Annotated in this window: 17 protein-coding genes; 9 read left to right on the forward strand and 8 right to left on the reverse strand. The window is 59.9% G+C overall.

The features are described 5' to 3' along the window. Positions 1-29: 29 nt before the first annotated feature. The 3 genes from shc to TERRO_RS11520 form a co-directional block, all read right to left on the reverse strand. Positions 30-2,066: a squalene--hopene cyclase gene (gene shc, locus TERRO_RS11510; protein WP_014785831.1), complete on the reverse strand. Its 2,037-nt coding sequence runs from the start codon at positions 2,064-2,066 to the stop codon at positions 30-32. Positions 2,067-2,183: 117 nt separating this feature from the next. Further along, positions 2,184-3,269 carry a 4-hydroxy-3-methylbut-2-enyl diphosphate reductase gene (locus tag TERRO_RS11515; protein WP_014786152.1) on the reverse strand — a complete coding sequence of 362 codons (1,086 nt, stop codon included), beginning with the start codon at positions 3,267-3,269 and terminating at the stop codon, positions 2,184-2,186. Positions 3,270-3,539: 270 nt separating this feature from the next. Next, entirely contained in the window at positions 3,540-5,312 is a 1,773-nt protein-coding gene (locus tag TERRO_RS11520) for a DNA repair protein RecN (protein WP_014785833.1), read from the reverse strand. A 175-nt stretch (positions 5,313-5,487) separates the two neighbouring features. On the opposite strand from TERRO_RS11520, the gene TERRO_RS11525 reads away from it, so the two are divergent. The 6 genes from TERRO_RS11525 to TERRO_RS11550 all read left to right on the forward strand — a co-directional run bounded on the left by TERRO_RS11525 (position 5,488) and on the right by TERRO_RS11550 (position 10,818). After that, entirely contained in the window at positions 5,488-6,273 is a 786-nt protein-coding gene (locus TERRO_RS11525; RefSeq protein ID WP_014785834.1) for a MotA/TolQ/ExbB proton channel family protein, read from the forward strand. Positions 6,274-6,293: 20 nt separating this feature from the next. After that, positions 6,294-6,698, forward strand: coding sequence for an ExbD/TolR family protein (locus tag TERRO_RS11530; protein WP_014785835.1), 405 nt, complete (start codon positions 6,294-6,296; stop codon positions 6,696-6,698). 3 nt (positions 6,699-6,701) lie between these two features. After that, positions 6,702-7,502, forward strand: a complete 801-nt coding sequence (locus TERRO_RS11535; RefSeq protein ID WP_014785836.1) for a TonB family protein — start codon at positions 6,702-6,704, stop codon at positions 7,500-7,502. A gap of 77 nt (positions 7,503-7,579) precedes the next feature. Continuing rightward, complete coding sequence (locus TERRO_RS11540) at positions 7,580-8,917, forward strand: PD40 domain-containing protein (RefSeq protein ID WP_014785837.1); 1,338 nt, start codon at positions 7,580-7,582, stop codon at positions 8,915-8,917. A gap of 51 nt (positions 8,918-8,968) precedes the next feature. After that, complete coding sequence (locus tag TERRO_RS11545) at positions 8,969-9,727, forward strand: OmpA family protein (protein WP_014785838.1); 759 nt, start codon at positions 8,969-8,971, stop codon at positions 9,725-9,727. A gap of 116 nt (positions 9,728-9,843) precedes the next feature. Further along, on the forward strand, positions 9,844-10,818 hold the full coding sequence (locus tag TERRO_RS11550) for a tetratricopeptide repeat protein (RefSeq protein ID WP_014785839.1): 975 nt from the start codon (positions 9,844-9,846) through the stop codon (positions 10,816-10,818). A gap of 15 nt (positions 10,819-10,833) precedes the next feature. Here TERRO_RS11550 and TERRO_RS11555 read toward each other — a convergent pair whose 3' ends face one another. Then, positions 10,834-11,913 carry a dihydrodipicolinate synthase family protein gene (locus TERRO_RS11555; RefSeq protein WP_014785840.1) on the reverse strand — a complete coding sequence of 360 codons (1,080 nt, stop codon included), beginning with the start codon at positions 11,911-11,913 and terminating at the stop codon, positions 10,834-10,836. A 114-nt stretch (positions 11,914-12,027) separates the two neighbouring features. Here TERRO_RS11555 and TERRO_RS11560 point away from each other — a divergent pair, with 114 nt between their 5' ends. Beyond that, complete coding sequence (locus TERRO_RS11560; RefSeq protein WP_014785841.1) at positions 12,028-12,513, forward strand: hypothetical protein; 486 nt, start codon at positions 12,028-12,030, stop codon at positions 12,511-12,513. Between the two features lie 72 nt (positions 12,514-12,585). Here TERRO_RS11560 and carB read toward each other — a convergent pair whose 3' ends face one another. The 3 genes from carB to TERRO_RS11575 all read right to left on the reverse strand — a co-directional run bounded on the left by carB (position 12,586) and on the right by TERRO_RS11575 (position 17,511). Next, the gene (gene carB / locus TERRO_RS11565; RefSeq protein ID WP_014785842.1) at positions 12,586-15,873 is read right to left on the reverse strand and encodes a carbamoyl-phosphate synthase large subunit; all 3,288 of its coding nucleotides are present in this window, start codon (positions 15,871-15,873) and stop codon (positions 12,586-12,588) included. 78 nt (positions 15,874-15,951) lie between these two features. Next, complete coding sequence (gene carA / locus TERRO_RS11570) at positions 15,952-17,091, reverse strand: glutamine-hydrolyzing carbamoyl-phosphate synthase small subunit (protein WP_014785843.1); 1,140 nt, start codon at positions 17,089-17,091, stop codon at positions 15,952-15,954. A 111-nt stretch (positions 17,092-17,202) separates the two neighbouring features. Further along, positions 17,203-17,511 carry a Rieske (2Fe-2S) protein gene (locus tag TERRO_RS11575; protein WP_014785844.1) on the reverse strand — a complete coding sequence of 103 codons (309 nt, stop codon included), beginning with the start codon at positions 17,509-17,511 and terminating at the stop codon, positions 17,203-17,205. 89 nt (positions 17,512-17,600) lie between these two features. Between TERRO_RS11575 and TERRO_RS11580 the strand changes: the two genes are divergently transcribed. Together TERRO_RS11580 and TERRO_RS11585 are read left to right on the forward strand one after the other, a co-directional pair. Next, positions 17,601-18,566 carry an alpha/beta hydrolase gene (locus TERRO_RS11580; RefSeq protein WP_014785845.1) on the forward strand — a complete coding sequence of 322 codons (966 nt, stop codon included), beginning with the start codon at positions 17,601-17,603 and terminating at the stop codon, positions 18,564-18,566. 52 nt (positions 18,567-18,618) lie between these two features. Continuing rightward, a complete protein-coding gene (locus TERRO_RS11585; RefSeq protein WP_014785846.1) occupies positions 18,619-19,041 on the forward strand; it encodes a DoxX family protein in 423 nt (140 codons plus the stop codon). A gap of 410 nt (positions 19,042-19,451) precedes the next feature. On the opposite strand, the gene TERRO_RS11590 is transcribed toward TERRO_RS11585, so the two are convergent. After that, on the reverse strand, positions 19,452-20,696 hold the full coding sequence (locus TERRO_RS11590; RefSeq protein ID WP_014785847.1) for a DUF1501 domain-containing protein: 1,245 nt from the start codon (positions 20,694-20,696) through the stop codon (positions 19,452-19,454). Positions 20,697-20,803: the final 107 nt, after the last annotated feature.

The following is a 20,803-nucleotide window of genomic DNA, read 5'->3' on the forward strand; positions in this document are numbered from 1 at the left end:
AAATGCGCAGCGAGTGAAAATCAAAACTTCTAAGCGTCACTGCGTGACATGCACTTATCGTAGGTCGTCAGCGCCAGCAACGGGAAATACTGTTTGTACAGGTGGTATCCCAGATAGAACACCCGCGGGAATCCGGTACCTGTGTAGTAGCTTTCGCCGTTTCGTCCCGGCACAAGCTCACTCCATGAACCGTCTTCCGCCTGGTGATCCACCAGCCAGCGCACACCCTTTGCAACCGAGTCGGAACGCGTATCGCCACCAGCCAGCAAGGCCAGTAGAGCCCAAGCGGTCTGTGAAGGCGTGGAAGGACCTACGCCCCGCGAACCCGGGTTATCGTAGGTGCCGCACGTCTCGCCCCATCCGCCGTCGTTGTTCTGCACGGACCGCACCCATTCCACCGACTGCTGAACCTGAGGCTCATTCGTATCGAACCCGATGGCTTCCAGGCCACGCAGCACAAGGAACGTGCCATACAAATAGTTCACACCCCAGCGCCCAAACCACGAACCATCGGACTCCTGCTCACGCAGGATGAACTGGACCGCTGCTTCCACACGCTTGTCACGGCGCGTGTAGCCATAGGCTGCCAACGTTTCCAGAATGCGGCCGGTAATGTCCACTGTCGGCGGATCCAGCATCGCGTTGTGATCGGCGAACGGGATGTACTGGAAGATCATCTTCGTGTTGTCACGATCAAACGAGGCCCAGCCGCCGTTGCGGCACTGCATGCCGAAGACCCAGTTGATGGCTCGCTCTGCGGCATCATGCTGACGAGCTTCCTGCGGATGGTCCACCATCTTCAGAGCCAGCAGGACCTCGCCCGTGTCGTCGACATCGGGGTAATGAATATTGTTGAAGAAGAATGCCCAGCCGCCCGGCTCGACGTTCTTGACCTTCTGAGCCCAATCACCCTTGTGGCGGTTCTCTTTGCTCAGCAGCCAATCGGCCGCCTTGATCATGCGCGGGTCTGTCGAGGACAGACCTGCCTCACCCAATGAGGAGACGACCTGGGCCGTATCCCATACGGGCGAAAGGCATGGCTGCATGCGGAAGGTCGGCACCGGATACTCCGGCGTTCCCTCCGGGCAATCGATCCCCAGCTTCTCAAATTCGTCCATCGCGCGAATCATCTGCGGATCATCGAGTGAGTATCCGAGATGCCGCAGAGCAACGATGGCATTCAGCATGGCAGGATAGATCGCTCCCAGACCGTCGGAACCCTCAAAGCGCTCCAGCATCCACTCCTCGGCCTTCTTCAGCGCAACCTTCCGCAGTGGGCGGATATGAATCCGCTCGGCCCAATGCACCATGCGATCCAGGAAGAGGAAGAAGTTACGCCACGAGACGATCTTCTTGTCCCAGCGCAGATGCAGATCGGAGTTCGCGCGACCGCCAACGAAGAGTTCGTCGATGCCCTGCTCTGCCGGCAGCAACTTCAACGGTTTCTTCGCGTACATGATCGACAGCGGCACCAGGATGCCGCGGGACCACGATGAGATCTCGTAGATGTTGAAGTAGAACCAGTTCGGCGCAAGAACGATCTCGGGCGGAATCGCCGGTACGGCGTCGTAATCGTACTGTCCAAACGCGCATAGATAGATCTTCGTGAAGGTGTTGCACTCCACGACACCGCCGTTCGCCAGCACCCACTCGCGTGCCTTGACGAGGATAGGATCATCCTGCGACCAGCCCATCAGCTTCAGCGCGTGGTAGGCCTTCACGCCGTAGTTAATGTTCGATGGTCCGCCAGGGTACAGACTCCATCCGCCATCGTCGTTCTGGTGACGCAGAATTTCATTCATTGCACGCTGCATCTTGCCGGGATCGCCCGTGCCCAGCAGCGTGTGCAGGAAGATGTAATCCGCCTCCAGCATCACGTCGGCTTCCAGTTCGCCGCACCAGTAGCCATCTGCGTGCTGCTGGCCCAGCAGCCACTCCTTCGCCGTTGACACGGCTGCACGCACTCTGTCCAGGCCAAGGTCAAGACGACCAAAGCGCGGCTGTGCGGGGCTCGCGGATGCGGTGGTTGCCGCTGGCGTGCCCGATCTCAAGTCATTTTCCTGCATTCTGATTAGACGAATCCTTCGGCAGATGCGGTGCAGCCTGCGAACCTTCGTGGATGCTGCAAATACGGCGTAAAACGCAATTGATACCGCGTTTCGGTAGCAAATGCCAGAGAAATACTAAGCGCGAACAGTCTGCGCTCCCGGCGCGGATGCGATGGCCTGCACGATCTCAGGCGGAAGGCCGAAACGGACGTTCTCCGGCATCACCTCAACCTCATCGACATCACCATATCCCTTGCCTTGCAGATAGGCCACAACTTCCTGCACCAAGACCTCAGGCGCAGACGCACCGGCCGTGATCGCCACGCGCCCTCTGCCCTCCAGCCACTCGGGCTGGATGTCCTTGGCGCTGTCGATCAGGTAGGACGTGGTCCCGATATTCATCGAGACCTCAACCAGGCGGTTCGAGTTGGAACTGTTCCGCGATCCGACGACGAGAACCAGATCGGCACCATGCGCCACATTCTTAACGGCAGTCTGGCGGTTCTCGGTGGCGTAGCAGATGTCCTGCGCATGCGGTCCCACGATCTTCGGGAACTTCTTCTTCAGCGCCTCGATCATGTACTTCGCTTCGTCCAGCGACAACGTGGTCTGCGTGAGATACGCAACGCGTTCTGGATCGGGCACGACAAGCTGATCAACCTCTTCAACGGTTGAAACCACCTGGGTCACATCCGGAGCCTCGCCCTGCGTGCCCTCGACTTCTTCGTGATCGCGATGTCCGACCAGCACCAGCGAGTAGCCCTGCTTGGCAAACTTGATCGCCTCGACGTGCACCTTGGTAACAAGTGGGCAGGTCGCGTCGATCACTTTAAGTCCGCGTTCCTTCGCGCGCTCACGAACAGCCGGCGAGACGCCGTGCGCGGAATAGATCACGCGCTTGCCCTCAGGCACCTCGTCCAGTTCGTTGACGAAGATCGCCCCCTTCTGGCGCAGGTCATCGACCACGTAGCTGTTGTGCACGATCTCTTTGCGCACGTAGATCGGCGCGCCGAAGGTGTCCAGCGCAATCTTGACGATGTCGACCGCGCGCACTACACCGGCGCAGAAACCACGGGGCTTCAGCAGCAGAACGCGCTTCTGTTTTGCGCTGTCATTTTCGGCGGAGATGGGCGGGTCGAGGGTAAGGGTGCTCACCTTGAAAGTATACCGCGAAGTAAACAGCGAGTGGTCCGAATTGAACCGTCGCTGGTGCAAAGGCATGAAACTCTTGAGCGCGGCGGTGACGCAATATGGCGCACGCACCCAAGGCAGACCTAGAGATGTCCGCCGCAGCCCGTGTGAGTGCAATGACAACTCAGCGTGTTCGGGGCGGCGGCAGCCGCGTCCTTGCACAGATCCGAGCAGAATTTGCCTTCCGTAACCGTACAGGTGCAAGGCAGATGGGCGCATTTCTTTGGATCGTGAGACATTTGGGGCCTCCGCTTGACTTACTGGCAGGAAGTATAGACCTCGCCCAGTCCTAAGCAGCGACTATTTACTAGCCTTCAACATCTGCTCAGCGTGACGCAAACTCGTCTCCGTCACGGTGGCGCCACTGATCATGCGCGCTATCTCGCTCGTCCGCTCCTCTTCCTTCATCTGCCGGATCTGGGTGCGGGTACGGCCGTCACGCTCAGACTTCTCGACAAGGAAATGCTGATTCGCAAATGCAGCGATCTGCGGGAGATGCGTGACGCACAGAACCTGTTGATGGCTCGCGAGCGCCTTCAGCTTCTGCCCGACAGCCTCTGCCGCCCTCCCGCCGATACCGATATCGATTTCATCGAAGACCAGCGTGCGCGGCAGCGGGATCCGGCGGCGCGTACGGTCTGCTCCGCCCTCTTCAACCGAAACTTTCAGCGCCAGCATCACGCGGCTCATCTCGCCACCGCTCGCAATCTCTTCCAGCGGCTTCAGGGGTTCGCCGGCATTCGTCGCGATCAGGCATTCCACGTGGTCCCAGCCCACTGCAGTCCAGAAGCTCTGCTCCTTCTGCGGAGCAACCTCGACACGGAACTGCACCTTCATCGCAAGGTCATTAATCTGCTGCTCCGCGAGCTTTTCCAGGCTGCGGGCAGCCGTGGTCCGCGTCTCTGTCAGGTCGCTGGCGACGCACGTATAGATATGTTCCATCTCTGCAAGGGTCTGCTTCGCTTCCGCGATCAGGACATCGCGATTCTCGATCTCCTGAAGCTTGGTGGTCACATCCTCGCCATAGGCGATGACCTCGGCCAGGGTGCGGCCATACTTACGCTTCAGACGATCCAGCGCGGCCAGCCGATCCTCAATCGCCGACAGGCGTTCGGGCGAGGCATTGATGTTCTCTGCGTAATGACGGGAGGTCGCGCTGATGTCCGCCACAGTCGCACGAGCGTTGGCGATCTGCGTCGCTGCTTCGGTAAAGCTGCTGTCAAAGCGCGCAAGCTCTTCCAGATGCTTCTGCGCAGCGGCCAGCGTGCTCTCGGCAGAACCTTCGTTCTCGTACAAAACCTCGTGTGCGCTCATGGAAGCCGTGTAGAGCTTTTCAGCGTTCGCCAGGACACGCTTCTCGCTCTCGAGCTGCTCGTCTTCTTCCGCGGAGAGGATCTCTGCCTCGGCGATCTCGGTGCGTTGGAAGCTCCAAAGGTCGGCGTTACGGAGCCGCTCCTGCTCTTCTCCACTGAGACGATTCAGTTCTTCCATAGCCTCGCGCCACATGGTGTATGCAGTGCGGATATTTTCGCCTGCCCGCGCGGGATCAAGGCCCTTGCGCGTCATCAAACGGGTCCGTAATTCGCCCGACAACTCACGGCCCGGCAGCAGCGCCGTCTGGATGCCGGCATAACGGTCCAGCAGGCCACGCTGCTGCGTTTGATCAAAGGAATTCGTGGTTTCGGACTGGGCATGCACCAGCGCAAGTTCCGGTGCCAACTGCCGCAAAACACCAACCGTCGCAGGCTGATTGTTCAGAAAGACACGGCCCTTACCGCTGATATTGACCTCGCGGCGCAATAGGATCTCCGTGCCTTCAACATCGATACCGTTGGCCTCAAGGATCGCCTCAGCACCCGGCGTCGCTTCAAAGACGCAGGAAACCACGGCTTTTTCTGCACCATGCCGCACCACATCACTGGCAGCGCGACCGCCCATCAGCAGCGCGAGCGCGTCGACAAGGATCGATTTACCCGCGCCCGTCTCACCCGTAAGAAGGTTCAGGCCAGCACCAAAGGTTGCGACGGCGTGGTCGATGACGGCGTAGTTTTCGGCTCGAAGCTCCAACAGCATTTTCGCCCTACCTTCGCGCAGAGAATAGCATGGAGCACCACAGGAAAGGTGCGGTTTTGCCGGAACAGCATTGTCAAAATAAGTACACGGCCACTCGCCCGGATCTCGTGGCCGGAATCTTCGGAGGTACGTAGATCAACCCCATTCGCCGCGAGCCGCTACACTTTCACAAGGTATGGCTATTCTCCTCGCGCTCCTGTTGCAAGACGATGTTCCTGTCTCCGCCGCCACCGCGCCACCCGCTGCGGCCAACTCCTCTGCCTTAATGGAGATGCTGCACAACAGCGGCCCCGTCGCTCTTGCGGTGTTGCTCTTGCTGCTGGCGATGTCGATCTTTTCGTGGACGATTATTCTGACGAAAGCCGGCGCCTTCCGCCGTGCCCGCGCGAAGAGCCAGGCCTTTCTACGTGCCTTTCGCAAGTCGACGCGACTCAGCGAGATCGCAACGGTGTCGGACAGTTACAAACCATCACCTCTAGTTTCTGTCTTCACGGAAATCGTCGATGAGTACCAGCGCCAAACGGGCGGTCGTGGCCTTCCGCGCAACCCCATCACGATTGAGCGCGCCGCGCAGATTGCCTCCAGCGAAGCACTCTCCGAGCTGGAGACCCAGTTGACATGGCTCGCGACCATTGCTGCCGTCGCGCCATTCATCGGACTGCTCGGCACCGTGATGGGTATCGTCGATGCATTCCACGGCCTCGGCACGCAGGGCGCCGCGACTCTCCGCGCCGTCGCGCCCGGCATCAGTGAAGCGCTGATCACAACCGCGGCCGGCCTTGTCGTCGCAATCCCCGCCGTCGTCGGGTACAACCAGCTCTCGGCCAGCACCAAGGAATTTGCCGCCCGCATGGACGACTTCAGCCGTGAACTGCTGAACGCACTCGAGAATGCAGCAGCAGGTGCGCCGCAGCCGCCACCCGCTGAAGACCCGCGCCGTCGCGCCATGCAGACCAACTAAGCCCTTAGGAGATCGACACCATGGCCTTCTCCACTCGACGGACGCAGTCCTCGCTCGCTGAGATCAACATCACGCCGCTGGTCGACGTGGTCCTCGTTCTGCTGCTCATCTTCATGCTGACCGCACCTGTGCTGCAGTCGGGCATCGAGGTCGCAGTGCCTCAGACGCGTACCGTAAATCAGCTCACGGAAGAGCGCACGGTTGTCTCCATCGACCACGAGCGACGCGTTTATCTGCAGGACAAGCCGGTCAACATCGCCGAACTGCCCAGGCTGCTCCGTTCCAAGGGTGATCCGTCCAAGAAGGTGATCTACCTGCGGGCAGATCAGAAGGTTCCCTTCGGCGCCTTTGCCTCTGTGATGGACGCCGTGAAGCAGGCGGGCATCACCAACATCAGCATCGTCACCAGGCCCTTCGAGAAGTAAGCAATGCCGGCAGTGCAGGAGCCAACCCGAACCGGTCGCACCACGAAGCAGAACTTCGTGGTCGCGCTGGCGCTGCATGGAATCATCATCGGCGGCATCATCGGCTCGGCCTACGTCTTCCATAAGACTGGTGATGCCTGGGGCGACAAGGCTGATGTCACGGGTGCCGTGCAAGCGACCATGGTCAGCTCTGTACCGCTGCCGCCCAAGGTGCAGCCGACCACCGACAACGTGCTGGCCTCAGAATCCCCGAGCCCTGTGCCGCCTCCTCCAAAGGCCGCTGCGGAGCCTCCGCCAAAGCCGACCGACATCCCCATCGTCGTGAAGCAGCCGGACAAGAAGCAGCCTCCCAAGACCGCGGAAGCACCTTCGCCAAAGCCACCGGAGCACCCGCAACCGGCAAAGCCGCAGCCTGATAAGGCCGCCACAGGCGAGACGGCCGGCCTGCGAGTCGCCATGACTGCCGTTGAGAATCGCGCAGGTACCTCGTCTACGAACGTTGCGGACTCGGCCTTCGGCCAGCGCTATGCATATTATGTGCGCGCACTGACGCAGAAAGTCGCGCAGCAGTGGTTTACGCAAACGCTGGACAGCGGTGCCCCCGGGCACCGCGTCTACATCAGTTTCCGCGTCGAGCGAGACGGCACGCCATCGCAAATCCAGATTGCCAAGCCGAGCGGAGATGCCACCCTGGACGCGAGCGCTCTGCGTGCTTTGCAGCGCATCGACACCTTTGGCCCGCTACCCGATGGATATAACGGCCAGTACATCAACGTTCAGTATTATTTCGATCCCAAGCAGTAGATAGTGCGCGATTTACCGTACCCAATCTGGCACCTGTACCAGCCGATAGGAAACGCGTGCGTCTACCATAGAGAACGATGACGATCCGCATACAGCAATCTCTTCGTCGCGCGCTTCTGTCGCTTGCCTTGGCCGGCTGCATTGCCCCGCAACTGCACGCGCAGGACAACGTATTTACTGGGACCAACACCGGAGCCGACCGCGTCCGCATCGCCGCCGCTGACTTTCGCGGAGGAACGCCTGACGCCGCAGCTCTGAAGCGTACCTTCGATACCGTTCTCTACAGCGACCTTGGCAACGCCGGCGTCTTCGATCTTGTTTCGAAGAGCATGCAGCCGCAGGCGACTCCCGGCGCACCTGCCGAGATTCGTCTCGCTGACTGGGGTGGTGGCACAACCAACGCCGCCTTCGTCGCCTTCGGTTCCTTCAGCATCAACGCAGGCCGCGCCGTCGTGAGCGCCTATGTCGACGACACGCACAACGCGCAATTCCCACAGGTGCTCGGCAAGCAGTACACCGAAGCCGCGGACGAGAACGGCGCGCGTACCATCGCTCACAAGCTGGCTGACGAGATCATCCTCCGCCTTGGTGGCGGCATTCCCGGCATCGCCGAAAGCAAGATCTACTATGTGCATGCAGGTGGCGGCAGCAAAGAGATCTGGGCCATGGATTACGACGGTGCGAACGCGCACGCCGTGACGAACCTGGGAACAATCTCTATCTCGCCCCGCGTCTCTCCGGACAACTCGCGCGTAGCCTTTTCTTCGCTGGGCAAGTACGGTTTTCAGATCCGAGTTTTCTCGCTCCTGCTGAACCGCATGGTGTCCTTCCCGGACAGCAGCGGCACGAACCTGTCGCCGGCCTGGTCTGCCAACGGTCAACTGGCTTACTCTTCCTCACGCTCAGGCGATCCGGAGATTTACGTCTCTGACGGCAGCGGAAACAGCGCGCGGCGCATCACGAACTCGCGTGGTCCGGACGTTTCGCCCACTTGGAATCCGAAGACTGGATCGCAACTCGCGTGGATAAGCGGTCGCACCGGCTTGCCGCAGGTCTATATCATGGACACGGATGGCGCCGGCGTTCAACGCATGACGGACACTGGCTATGCAACATCCGTCTCATGGTCGCCTAACGGCCAGTTCCTCGCCTTTGCATGGGACCGGAAGTACGGTCCAGGTGCGCCAGGCGGTCAGGATATTTACCTGATGGACGTGGCCAGCAAGAAGTGGATTCAGTTGACCAACGGCATCGGTCGCTGCGACTTCCCGTCGTGGTCTCCGGACGGCCGCCATATCGTCTTCGCAGTCGGTTCTGGCGCGCGTGCCGAGGTCTGGACGATGCTCGCCGACGGCACCGGAAAACATAAACTCGCAGGGACCGGCAGTGACATGCCAAACTGGAGCTTCCGGTAACTTTTTTTTGATTACACGCAAGCGGGCGTCACCGGCCGCAAGGAGAAACGAATGACACTGCACAAACTGCGGACCAATACGCTGCTCACGATCGCTGCCGCGTCCATGGTCCTGCTGTCCGGCTGCCACAAGAAGGTAAGCGCACCGCCACCCTACACGGCACCCGCTGCGGTCGATACCGCCATCGCGCCCACCGCTGTGCTCACAGCCGATCCCTCGGCGATCGATCTCGGCCAGTCCGTCGTGCTGAACTGGCGCACCACTGGCGCAACGTCGGTGACCATCGACGGCATCGGTCCGGTCAATCTTAGCGGCACGCAGAATGTCACGCCATCGAACTCCACCAACTTTCACCTGGTTGCGAAGGGTGATGGCGGTGTTGCGGAAGCCAACGTTCGCGTGACCGTCCGTGTCCCTGCGCCTCCGACTGCTGATCTCGGCACGCAGAATGACCTTGGCTCCGACGCCGCCTTCCATGCCGCGGTGCAGGATGTCTTCTTCGACTACGACAGCTACGACCTGCGCGCAGATGCTCAGACCAATGCAACGCAGGCTGCCAGCTACCTGTCGCAGCACCCGGCTATCAAGATCACCATCGGCGGTTACTGCGATGAGCGTGGATCGGCCGAGTACAACCTGGCTCTGGGCGAGAACCGCGCCAATGCAGCGAAGACCGCACTGGTCAACGCCGGCATTGCGACCAACCGCATCCGAGTGATCTCGTTTGGTAAGGAAAAGCAGTTCTGCACCGAGCAGAATGAAAGCTGCTGGCAGCAGAACCGCCGCGCGCAGTTCAACATCGACCGCTAAAGACATGTCTTGTGTTCGGCTCTGACAACAGGGCCGAGCGCAGGCATCGTTCACTTTCTTAACCTTTTCCTGCGGCAAGCGCGAGCCTGCCGCAGCCTTCGTTTTGAGGGACATCAATGCGCCGCTTCCTTCGCCTCGCGCCCGCTACACTCGCCGTCGCCGCCGTTTTGCTCTCTGCTCCCGTGCCGGCCTTTGCCGTCAACAAGGACATGATTCAACTGCAGACGCAGATCCAGCAGTTGCAGGATGCCGTGGCTCGCCTGCAGCAGTCCAACGATGAACGCATGGGCGTCATGAAGGATCTGGTGCAGCAGACCACCGACTCTGTCAACAAGATGGCGCTCGCCCTGGATACGCTGCAACGGCAGATGCATGCGCAGTCAGAGGCCTCCGGAAAAAGCCTGGAGACGGTCAGCGGACAGATGCAGTCGATCAACGACTCTGTGGATGAGTTGAAGGCACGCCTCGCCAAGATCGACCGCGCCATCGCCGACGTACAAAGCACGCAGCAGTCGATGGGCGCGCGAACGGACAATGGTGGCGGTTCATCCGCACCGGTGGCTCCCGCGCCCATGGATTCTCCGGCGCCCATCTCGTCGATGCCCGCGCCGACCGGCAAGACTTCCAAGCTCTTGCCGCCCGTCAATACAGTGCCATCAGCCAGCGCTGGTCTGCCCACGAAGTCTTCAGCGCCACCAGTCGAAGACCTCTACCTGACCGCGTTCACTGACTTTAACGGGGCGAAGTACTCGTTGGCGTCGGCTGAATTCGCCGACGTCATCAAGTTCTATCCCGACTCAAACCTCGCTGGGAATTCGTATTTCTATCTGGGCGAGATCGACTACAAAGCAGGCCGCTTCGCACCCGCATCGAAGAACTACGACAAGGTGATTGAGCAGTATCCTGGCAATCAGAAAATCCCTGTCTCGCAATTACGCAAGGGCGAGTCGCTGCTGGCCCTGAAGCAGACCGACGCGGGTGCGCGCGAACTACGGTCCCTTATCCAGCGCTATCCCAACTCGCAAGAGGCCGTGGCTGCGCGCAGCAAGCTCAACGCGCTCGGCATCACGGTCGTCCCGCGTAATCGCTAGGCCCGTGCCGCCCCGTTAGGAGCGCATGCCTCGCAGCAGGTTTGCAATCTGCGCCGCGCGGTCGCCTGTGACGGGCAGCAGCGGAAGTCTTGGGCGGCCACCAAAATAACCTGACAGTTCACTGCCCGCCTTGATTGCAGGCGTATCCCACGGCGCGATTCCCTGCTCCGCTACTGCCAGCCTTCCCTGTTTCTCCTTCATCAAGGAAGCGTCGCCGTCCTTCCAAGCAGCCCACACCTCAAACGCAGCTTGCGGCACAGCCGATGCGATTGGCATCAACAGCCCGCCTGCACCGGCATGTAGAGCCTCGGTGGCGCCTGCGGCCACACCCCACAGCACCTGGAATCCGACCTGCTTTGTACGTGTCTTCAACGCGGCCACTGGTGGTGCTGTCGCAACGGCCGCTTCGCCTGCCGTTGCACCGCTCAAGGAAGCGGCGCTGACAAAGCTGCCGCCGACCGCTGCTGCAGCTTCCGGCACATGCAACATGCGAGCGGTCGCAGCTGTGAAGGTGATGGTGGTGGTTACCGCGCGGGATACCTTTGCGGTCAACTCACGCACCTGCACGACGCGGCTGACGTGTGCCGAGTAGTCCAACAAGCCAATGACATTTGGATGTCCGCTCAGACGTTCAATCGCAGCGGACGGCAGCACCACCCGCGCTGGATCAGACACCAGGATCACCGGCAATTGCGATGCATCCGCGATGGCTTCAAAGTAGGTGAACAGTGCCGTCGTCGCTTCGCCATCTTCCCACAACAGGTTGCGATACTCGATCGGCGCCTCCACCAACACCGCATCGAAACGAGCTTCTGCCGCGACCTTCGCCAGCGCCAACGATGCGAAAACGCTGGGCAGCCCGATACCGGCAAGCAACACTTTCTCTTTCGCAGCCTCGGCGCCAACAGTTCGCAACACCTGGGCGCGTTCTTCGTCGGTCAATGATGCGGACTCGCCCGTGCTGCCAAGCGCGCAGAGGCCGCTCACCGGGGTCAGCGACAGCCGCCGCACATTGTGTTCCAGCTTGCGCAGGTTCAGCCTGCCATCCGGGTAAAACGGCGTCGTCAGCGGTACATGAATTCCATCGAGCAACATACTCCCATGGTATCGCCACTGTTGCGGGAGCGTCGTGGTGACGGCGCGGTTACCGCTTCCGCAACTACGGTTTCCGCTTTGCAAGCGCCCGGGAAGCAGCTAACGTAAGAGGCGATGGAATCCGTAGAAATCCGGGGCAATAAAACCACCAACGACCTCTTGCGGGAGGCTGGATGGTTTGCTCTGCACTCGTTGCTTGCGGTTGTCGTCCTCATCGCGATCCTGGCCGGCTTCTGGGGCGCACACGTAGATCCGGATGCTGCGACACCGAAGATGCTGTGCACCATTCTCGCTTTCGTGATTCCAGGGCTTGCAGCGTACGGCATTATGCGGACACATCCCGACGGCATCGCAGGCTATGTGTGGATCTCCGGCGCACTCTTCTTCGGCGTCGTCTGCGTCTATGTACTTGATCTGCCGACTGGTCCCGGTCTTTGCGAGCACTGCACCCTCATCGAGCGGCTTTACCGAACCTTCTTTTCCATCACACACAACAGCGGCATGCTGGGCGGTGACGGCGTGCTCATCGGAGCCTGGATTCCACTCTCGATTATCGGCTATTCCGTCGGAGCGAGGCTTGCCACCTCGGCCGTGGACTGATGCAAACGCTTTGAAACACGAAAGGCCTCCGACGAATCGGAGGCCTTTCGTTGTGTTGAGGAGACGAGCGAGTTAGACCTTCGCCGTCTCTCGTGACGCATGCAGCTCCTGCAGGTTGTAAACCGTGACGCTTCCGCCCTGCAGTGACGCGATACCCTCGGCAGCAGCGCGCGCTGCTGCGACCGTGGTGATCGTCGGGATGCGGGCCAGCACTGCGGCCCGGCGAATCGCCTTTTCGTCGAAGAACGTATCCTGTCCGCGCGGCGTGTTCACGATCAGTTGAATGCGTTCGCCCTTGATGAAGTCGACCACGTTAGGCCGGCCTTCCTTCACCTTATGCACACGCTCGACCTGCAGGCCCGCCGTCGACAACACATCGGCAGTGCCGTGCGTTGCGACCAGGTGGAAGCCCATCTCGACAAACTGCTTCGCCAGAGGCACAAGCGTTTCCTTGTCGTGATCGTTCACGCTCAGGAAGACTGTGCCCTTTGTCGGCAGGTTCTGTCCCGCAGCGATCTGCGCCTTGGCGAAGGCCTCGCCGAAGGTCTCGGCAACACCCATGACTTCACCCGTCGAGCGCATCTCCGGTCCGAGAACAGGATCGACACCCTGGAACTTACCCCACGGGAAGACCGGCGACTTCACGAAGTAGTGGTCGCCTGTGCCTAGGTCCTTGCCGCTTGCGAGTTCCGCCGGCAGCAGTTCCTTCAACGTGCGGCCCGTCATCAGGCGCGATGCAATCTTCGCCAGCGGGACGCCCGTCGCCTTAGACACGTAGGGCACCGTGCGCGAAGCACGCGGATTCACTTCGATGACGTAGACGATGCCACGCTGGATGGCGAACTGGATGTTGCACAGGCCGATCACGTTCAGCGCCAGCGCAAGCTGCCGCGTATAGCGACGGATCTGATTGAGAACGTCTTCCGTCAAATCAACCGCCGGCAGTACACAGGACGAATCGCCCGAGTGAATGCCGGCCTCCTCGATGTGCTGCATGATGCCCGCGATGATGACATCCTTGCCATCGCAGAGGGCGTCGACATCGACCTCGGTCGCGTCTTCGAGGAAGTGGTCGATCAGCACTGGCCGCTCCTGCGAATACTCGATCGCCGTGTTCATGTATTGCACGATCGCTGCATCGTCATACGCGATGACCATCGCGCGTCCACCCAACACGAAGCTGGGCCGCACGAGAACCGGATAGGTGATCTTGTTCGCGCCGGCAAGAGCTTCAGCGACGCTGGTTGCGAGCACGCCCGCAGGCTGCGGGATCTTCAGGTCTTCGATCAGCTTCTGGAAGCGCTTGCGATCTTCTGCAAGCTCAATTGATTCGGGCGAGGTTCCGATGATGGGCACTCCCGCCGCCTTCAGCGGCAGCGACAGGTTCAGCGGCGTCTGACCACCGAACTGCACGATCATGCCGATGTCTGCACCACCCGAAGCCTCATGCTTGTAGACCGCAAGAACGTCTTCGAAGGTCAGCGGCTCAAAGTAGAGACGATCGCTGGTGTCATAGTCGGTCGAAACTGTCTCCGGATTGCAGTTGACCATGATGGTCTCGTAGCCATCCTCGCGCAACGCGAACGCCGCGTGGCAGCAGCAGTAATCAAACTCAATGCCCTGGCCAATGCGGTTCGGTCCGCTGCCCAGGATTATGATCTTCTTGCGATCCGTCGGTGCCGCCTCATCCTCTTCGTCGTAGCTGGAGTACAGGTAGGGCGTGTAGCTCTCGAACTCGGCCGCGCATGTGTCCACCAGCTTGTAGACGGGCATGACGCCCATCTTCTCGCGCAATGCACGCACCGGTGCTGCAGCGTCCTTCCCTTCAAGACCCCACGATGCCGCAAGGATGTCATCGCTGACGCCCATGCGCTTGACCGTGCGCAGCTCGTCTTCCGTGATGGTGTCGATGCTGTTGCCAGCGGTCGACTTGATCTCATCGACGATCTGCTTCACCTGGAAGAGGAACCAGGGATCCATGCCGGTCAGGCGCGCAACTTCGCGCACCGTCATGCCCCGCTCAAAGGCGTAACGCACGTAGGTCAACCGCTCAGGATGCGCAGTGACCAGACGCTGCGTCAGGCGGCGCGGCTCGATGTCCGCAGCCGATGCTTTCTTGCCCGTCTCTAGGGAGCGGACGGCTTTCATCATCGCTTCTTTGAAGGTCCGGCCGATAGCCATCACTTCGCCGACCGACTTCATCTGCGGTCCAAGCGACTCATCGGCGCCCGGAAACTTCTCGAACTGCCACTTCGGAATCTTTACGACGACGTAGTCGATTGTCGGCTCAAAGCAGGCCGGCGTCGCCTTCGTGATGTCGTTCTGTAACTCATCCAGCGTGTAGCCAACCGCCAGGCGAGCCGCGATCTTTGCGATCGGGAAGCCCGTCGCCTTTGAAGCCAGCGCGGACGAACGCGACACGCGCGGGTTCATCTCGATGACGGTCATGCGGCCGTTCGCAGGATTCACGGCGAATTGCACATTGCTGCCGCCGGTCTCCACACCAATCTCACGGATGACACGGATGGCCGCATCGCGCATGCACTGGTACTCACGATCGGTCAGCGTCTGCGCGGGCGCAACGGTGATGGAGTCGCCCGTGTGAACGCCCATGGGATCGAAGTTTTCAATGGAACAGATGATGATGACGTTGTCCGCTAGATCACGCACAACCTCAAGCTCATACTCCTTCCAGCCGAGTACAGACTCTTCCAGCAGGCACTCGCCGACGGGAGAAAGATCCAGACCGCGCGACAGAATCTCCGTCAGCTCTTCACGGTTGTAGGCGATACCGCCGCCCGATCCGCCCAGCGTGAAGGAGGGGCGAATAACCGCGGGGAAACCGATCTTCTGCGTAAAGTCCAGGCCGTCACGCAGGTTGTTCACCAGGGCGGAACGCGGCATGTCGAGGCCGATCTTGTTCATCGCGTCCTTGAACAACAGACGGTCTTCGGCCTTCTTGATCGCGTCCAGCTTCGCGCCGATCAACTCCACGTTGTACTTGTCGAGCGTGCCCGCATCCGCCATATCGACAGCGAGGTTCAGCGCCGTCTGGCCACCGACTGTCGGCAGCAACGCGAAGACACCGGAGCGACCGCTCTCTTTAAGAAGTTCACTCTCTACGCGGAGAATCTCCTCCACGTACTTCGGTGTCAGAGGCTCGACGTACGTGCGGTCTGCGACCTCCGGGTCCGTCATGATGGACGCTGGATTGCTGTTGACCAGCACCACCTCGTAGCCTTCAGCCTTCAGCGCCTTACACGCCTGGGTGCCGCTGTAATCGAACTCGGCCGACTGGCCAATGACAATCGGACCGGAGCCGATTACCAGAATCTTTGCGATGTCATTCCTGCGTGGCATCTATCTCTTCTCTCTCACTCGCCTGGCAAAACACACAAGCTCTCATGAAAAGGGGCATCCTCAGGATGCCCCTTTTGATTACTTCTTCCACTCATCCATCATCTTGCGGAAGTCCTTGAACAGGTAATGCGAATCGTGCGGACCGGGGCTTGCCTCGGGGTGATACTGCACGCTGAACATCGGATGTTCTTTGTGCTTCAAGCCAGCAACCGTACCGTCGTTCAGGTTGGTGTGCGTCACCGCAACCGTCGCGTCGTCCAGTGTTTCCGGATCGACCGCATAGTTGTGGTTCTGCGAGGTGATCTCGACCTTACCCGTCTCAAGATTCTTGATGGGGTGGTTCGCTCCATGGTGGCCGAACTTCAGCTTGTAGGTCTTGCCGCCAAGTGCCAGGCCAAAAATCTGATGGCCCAGGCAGATGCCGAACATCGGCGTCTTTCCGGCCAGATCCTGCACGTTCTTCTGCGCATAATCCAGCGGCTCAGGATCTCCGGGACCATTCGAGAAGAAGACGCCATCAGGATTCATCGCCAGCACTTCTGCTGCAGAGGTCTTCGCAGGCACTACCGTCACGCGGCAGTTCTCGCGAGCCAGCATACGCAGGATGTTCTGCTTGATGCCGAAGTCATACGCGACCACATGCATCTGCTTGCCATCCGTGCTGATCGAGGCCGGCAGAAACTTGTCGCCTGTTTCGTTTGCGGCGCTGGCGCTTGAAAACTCGTAAGGGGTCTTCGTGCTCACAACAGACGCGAGATCCGTCCCATCCATCTTGCGAATGGCGCGAGCCTTGGCTACGAGCACGTCAACGTCCGTCACCTTCGTGGAGATAACGCCACGCATGACGCCATTCGCACGCAGATGCCGCACGATAGCGCGCGTGTCGACTTCCGCGATCACGGGCACGTTGTACTTCTCAAGGTATTCGTCGGTCACCTGCGTTGAGCGCCAGTTGCTGGACACCGGAGAAAACTCCCGTGTCACCAGGCCTTCAATATAGGGTTTGGTGCTCTCAGCATCATTCGGCGTGGTGCCGTAATTTCCAATCTGCGGATTGGTGAGAACAACGATCTGTCCGGCATAAGAAGGATCGGTGAAGATCTCCTGATAACCGGTCAATGCAGTGTTGAAAACGACTTCCCCGGAACATTCGGCAGGGGCGCCGAAGCCTTTACCGCGGAAGATGCGCCCGTCTTCGAGCGCGAGGATAGCTTGCATTGCCTCTCCTACTGGAGTGGATTCAATCGATTCTATCAGCGTTAGCCCCATGACACAGCATCAAGTCGAAGCTTCCTGAAGAGAAGTGTGTGAATCCACTCTCTGGCATACCTATGTAATGTCCACCAGCACGTCTCCGCCCTCCGTTTTCAAAGGGAAAATGTCGACGTGCGCATGCTCCTCCGGACAGTTGCCGGTCGTCACTTCAAAGCCCCACGCGTGCCACGGACAGACCACGCGATCTCCCTCGACCCATCCCTCACCCAACGGGCCACGACGGTGAGGACACCAGTTGTCCATCGCGCTCAAAGCGCCGTTCACATTCGCCAGGCAAACATCCACGCCCTGGGCCTCCAGCTGCATCACCTTTCCCGGCTGCGGCGCTTCCTCCACCGCGCACAAACGAACCCACTGCGCCATTCCCTACTCCCTTTTGTCGTTTCGTGATTGGATGCAGCGACAGCTCCCTCCGCACCCTCAACATCCGCCGCGCTACCATGGAGCCTGCAATGGCCCAGCAACCCAAGACCTCGCCCAAGTCACAGCCTCGCGCTACGTCATCCCGCCCTGCCCAATCGTCACCTCCGAAGACGGTCGAGGTCGTCGACCCGCGCTGGCTCGTCCGCATGCTTGGTGTCTTCATCGTGCTTGGGCTGTTTTGCAGCTATCTCGCGCTTGGGCTGCTCTTTTACATGGGATCGTGGCAGCTTGTACTGCATCCAACACGACTTGCCAATGGCGGGACACGCCTCGTCTCGGAGAAGATTCACTTCGGACCTAACGGCGCCGGCGAACCGCAACTTGCTGGCGAATGGATTGGCGTACCCGGCAGCTCTTCTCGGGCCAATTTTGCCGCCCTTTACCTACGCGGTGGTGACGGCCAGCTCGATGCTGCGGACGGCACACAGATTGCCATGCTGCGTGACCTCGGACTGAACGTCCTCGCCTTCGACTACCGCGGTTACGGCAACAGCGCCCAGCGTCCTCACCCCAGCGAAGACCGCATGCAGGCCGACGCAGTATCCGCCTGGGAGTACCTCACCAGCACCCGCCACATCGCACCCGACCACGTGATCCTCTTCGGCAGTGGTACCGGCGTCTCGCTGGCTGTGAAGCTCCTCCAGAACTACGGTCCCGGTGGCGGCCTGATCGCCTACAACGCCGATCCCACTGTCCGCGCCCGCGTTGCACACGATCCGCGCAGCCACCTCTTTCCGCTGAGCCTCGTCTTTCACGACAACTTCTCGCTGGAAGGTCTGAAGCACGTCACTACTCCAAAGCTGCTTTACACCGTCGGCCAGGCAGACGGCGCACGCAAGGCTGTCTATCAGACCGCTGCCGATCCCAAGCTGACGGTGGAAGTCCCGACACACGATGAAGCAGCCGAGAAGGCCGCGCTGACGCGCTTTCTGGACAGCAACCTGCCCGGTGCCTCTATCCCGGTACTGACACCGCAGGTGCCCTCGGCAAAATAGAACGAAGAATCGCGCTATGTCGACATAGCCTGAACGAAAGAGGTGTTCGTCCATGGCCCGATTCTTTGATCGTCTACAGCCCTTTGCCCTGCTCATACTGCGCATCGTGCTGGGTTGCGCGCTGGTATCGGCCAGTTACACCAAGATCATCCCCCACGGCGGCTTTCACGGCAACAACACCTTTGCCGCCATCGAACATTGGAACGCCTACGTCCTCACGCTTGGCATGCCGGCGTGGCTGGGCACCATCGCAGCGCTCGGAGAGTTTCTAGGCGGCTTTTGCCTTCTTGCAGGACTCTTCACACGCTTCTTCGGCGGTCTGAACACCCTCATCCTTATCGTTGCGATCGCCAAAGTCACATTCCCTTCCTACGGCGCCTCGAAGTACCCGCTTACCTGCATGGCCCTCTCTTTTATCGTGATGGCTTTCGGCGCGGGGCCTATCTCGCTGGACAGCCGTCTCGGCTGGGAATAGCAAACGCTGTCGCGGCTGCGTTTCCTGGCTGACCGAACGATTCCAATGACGCGACCACCGACGACTCTTCTTGCGACTTACCGGCAGCGATCTTCTTGGAATACTCGATTCACACAAATGAAACAATTGCTCCTTACGTGCACAAGAAGTGAAGGCCTCCGATGTTCCGGAGGCCTTACATATAAAGGTGGGAAGATTTGGTGCGGATAGGTGAAACCAGGGTCGTAGAAGGGTGACCCCGGCGTATTGCTGACTACAACGGATAAGACGCAGTCACGGTTGAAAGGTTGCGCTGTCCGCTGTGGACTTTCGGTGGAATCAAATTATGTACACCATCCACAATGAGATACATTACTCCTTCTTTCCGAATGTCACGTCATTTTCAAAGACACGTGTTGCGAATCTGACTGCTACGCGAAACGCAGGAACTGCGCAGGCGTCACAGCACCACCTGGGAAGACGGAACTCAGATCACGCGTGCCCAGTGCGTGATACGCCGCCTCGCCAAGCACCTGCCGGAAATCCGTCGTAATGGCCAGGTCGCGCCCCTCATTCAACTGGTGATCATCCAGTCCTGGCCACTGGCCGTAAACTTTGCCACCCTTGATGCTGCCGCCCAGAACGAACATCACGTTGCCATGTCCGTGATCGGTTCCACCTGTGCCATTCTGGCGTGCAGTGCGTCCGAACTCACTCATGGTGATCAGAGTGATGTGCTCCGCGTCCTGCCCCATGTCGTTCCAGAAGGCGGCGATCGCCTCGCTGAATTCCTTCAGGCGATTGGAAAGTCGGCCGTTCACGCTGCCCTGCGCCTGGTGTGTGTCCCAGTCGCCGATGTCCGCGAATGCTGCTTCCACGCCAAGATTAGCCTTCATCAACTGAGCAATCTGCTTCAGGTTGTTGGCAAATGGCGAGTTTGGATACACGACGCCGTTCGCCGGCTGATAGTGAGCGGGATCGGTCGCCTTCAACATCCTCACCGCTTCGAACGTCTCCTGACCTTCACCGCTCAGGATGCGATCGTTCGTCCCCGCGTACATGGCCTGGAATGCTGCGGATGCTGCCACACCCTGCGCTCCCTGACCGCCGACTGAGAAGTTCGCAACGTTCGCGACTGCGACTGCTGGCAGACGTCCCTGCAGAGTACGCGGAACTTGCGTACCAAGGGCTACGGCTCGGAAGGCACTCATCGCCTTCGGATCGACTCGCTCTGCCTGCAGTGCGCGGTTCAGCCATCCATCCTGCGTGCTCTTGATGCCGGGTGTGCCGCTTTCCATGTAGTCCTGCGCGTCGAAGTGCGACCGCGTCGTGTCAGGCGAACCCACTGCGTGGATCGCCGCAAGATGTCCCTGCTTGAAGAGCGGCAGTAGAGGAGCCATCGCAGGGTGGAAGCCGAACTGACCGTCCAGATCGAGCACCTCGTTCGGTTGCAGCGCGATCGACGGCCGCATCGCGTAGTAGTTCTTTTCCTTGTAGGGCACAACAATGTTCAAGCCATCAGCGGCGCCACGCTGAAACAGGACAACAAGCTTCTTGCCATTCGCCTGCGCCGTAGCCTGTTCCGCCATCACACTGCGAACAAGAAAGCCTGGCACAGCTGCCGTACCGACAAGCGCCAACGCGCCACCCCGAACAAATGCCCGACGAGAAAACATTCCGATATCCTCCGCCGGTCTGACCGGCGACTTACCCACTGCTATCAACCCAACCCATCAAACTTCGTTCTGTCAGAGCTACGCCATTTCGGCGCATCGTGGAGATA

The organism is Terriglobus roseus DSM 18391, assembly GCF_000265425.1.
Lineage (GTDB): Bacteria > Acidobacteriota > Terriglobia > Terriglobales > Acidobacteriaceae > Terriglobus > Terriglobus roseus.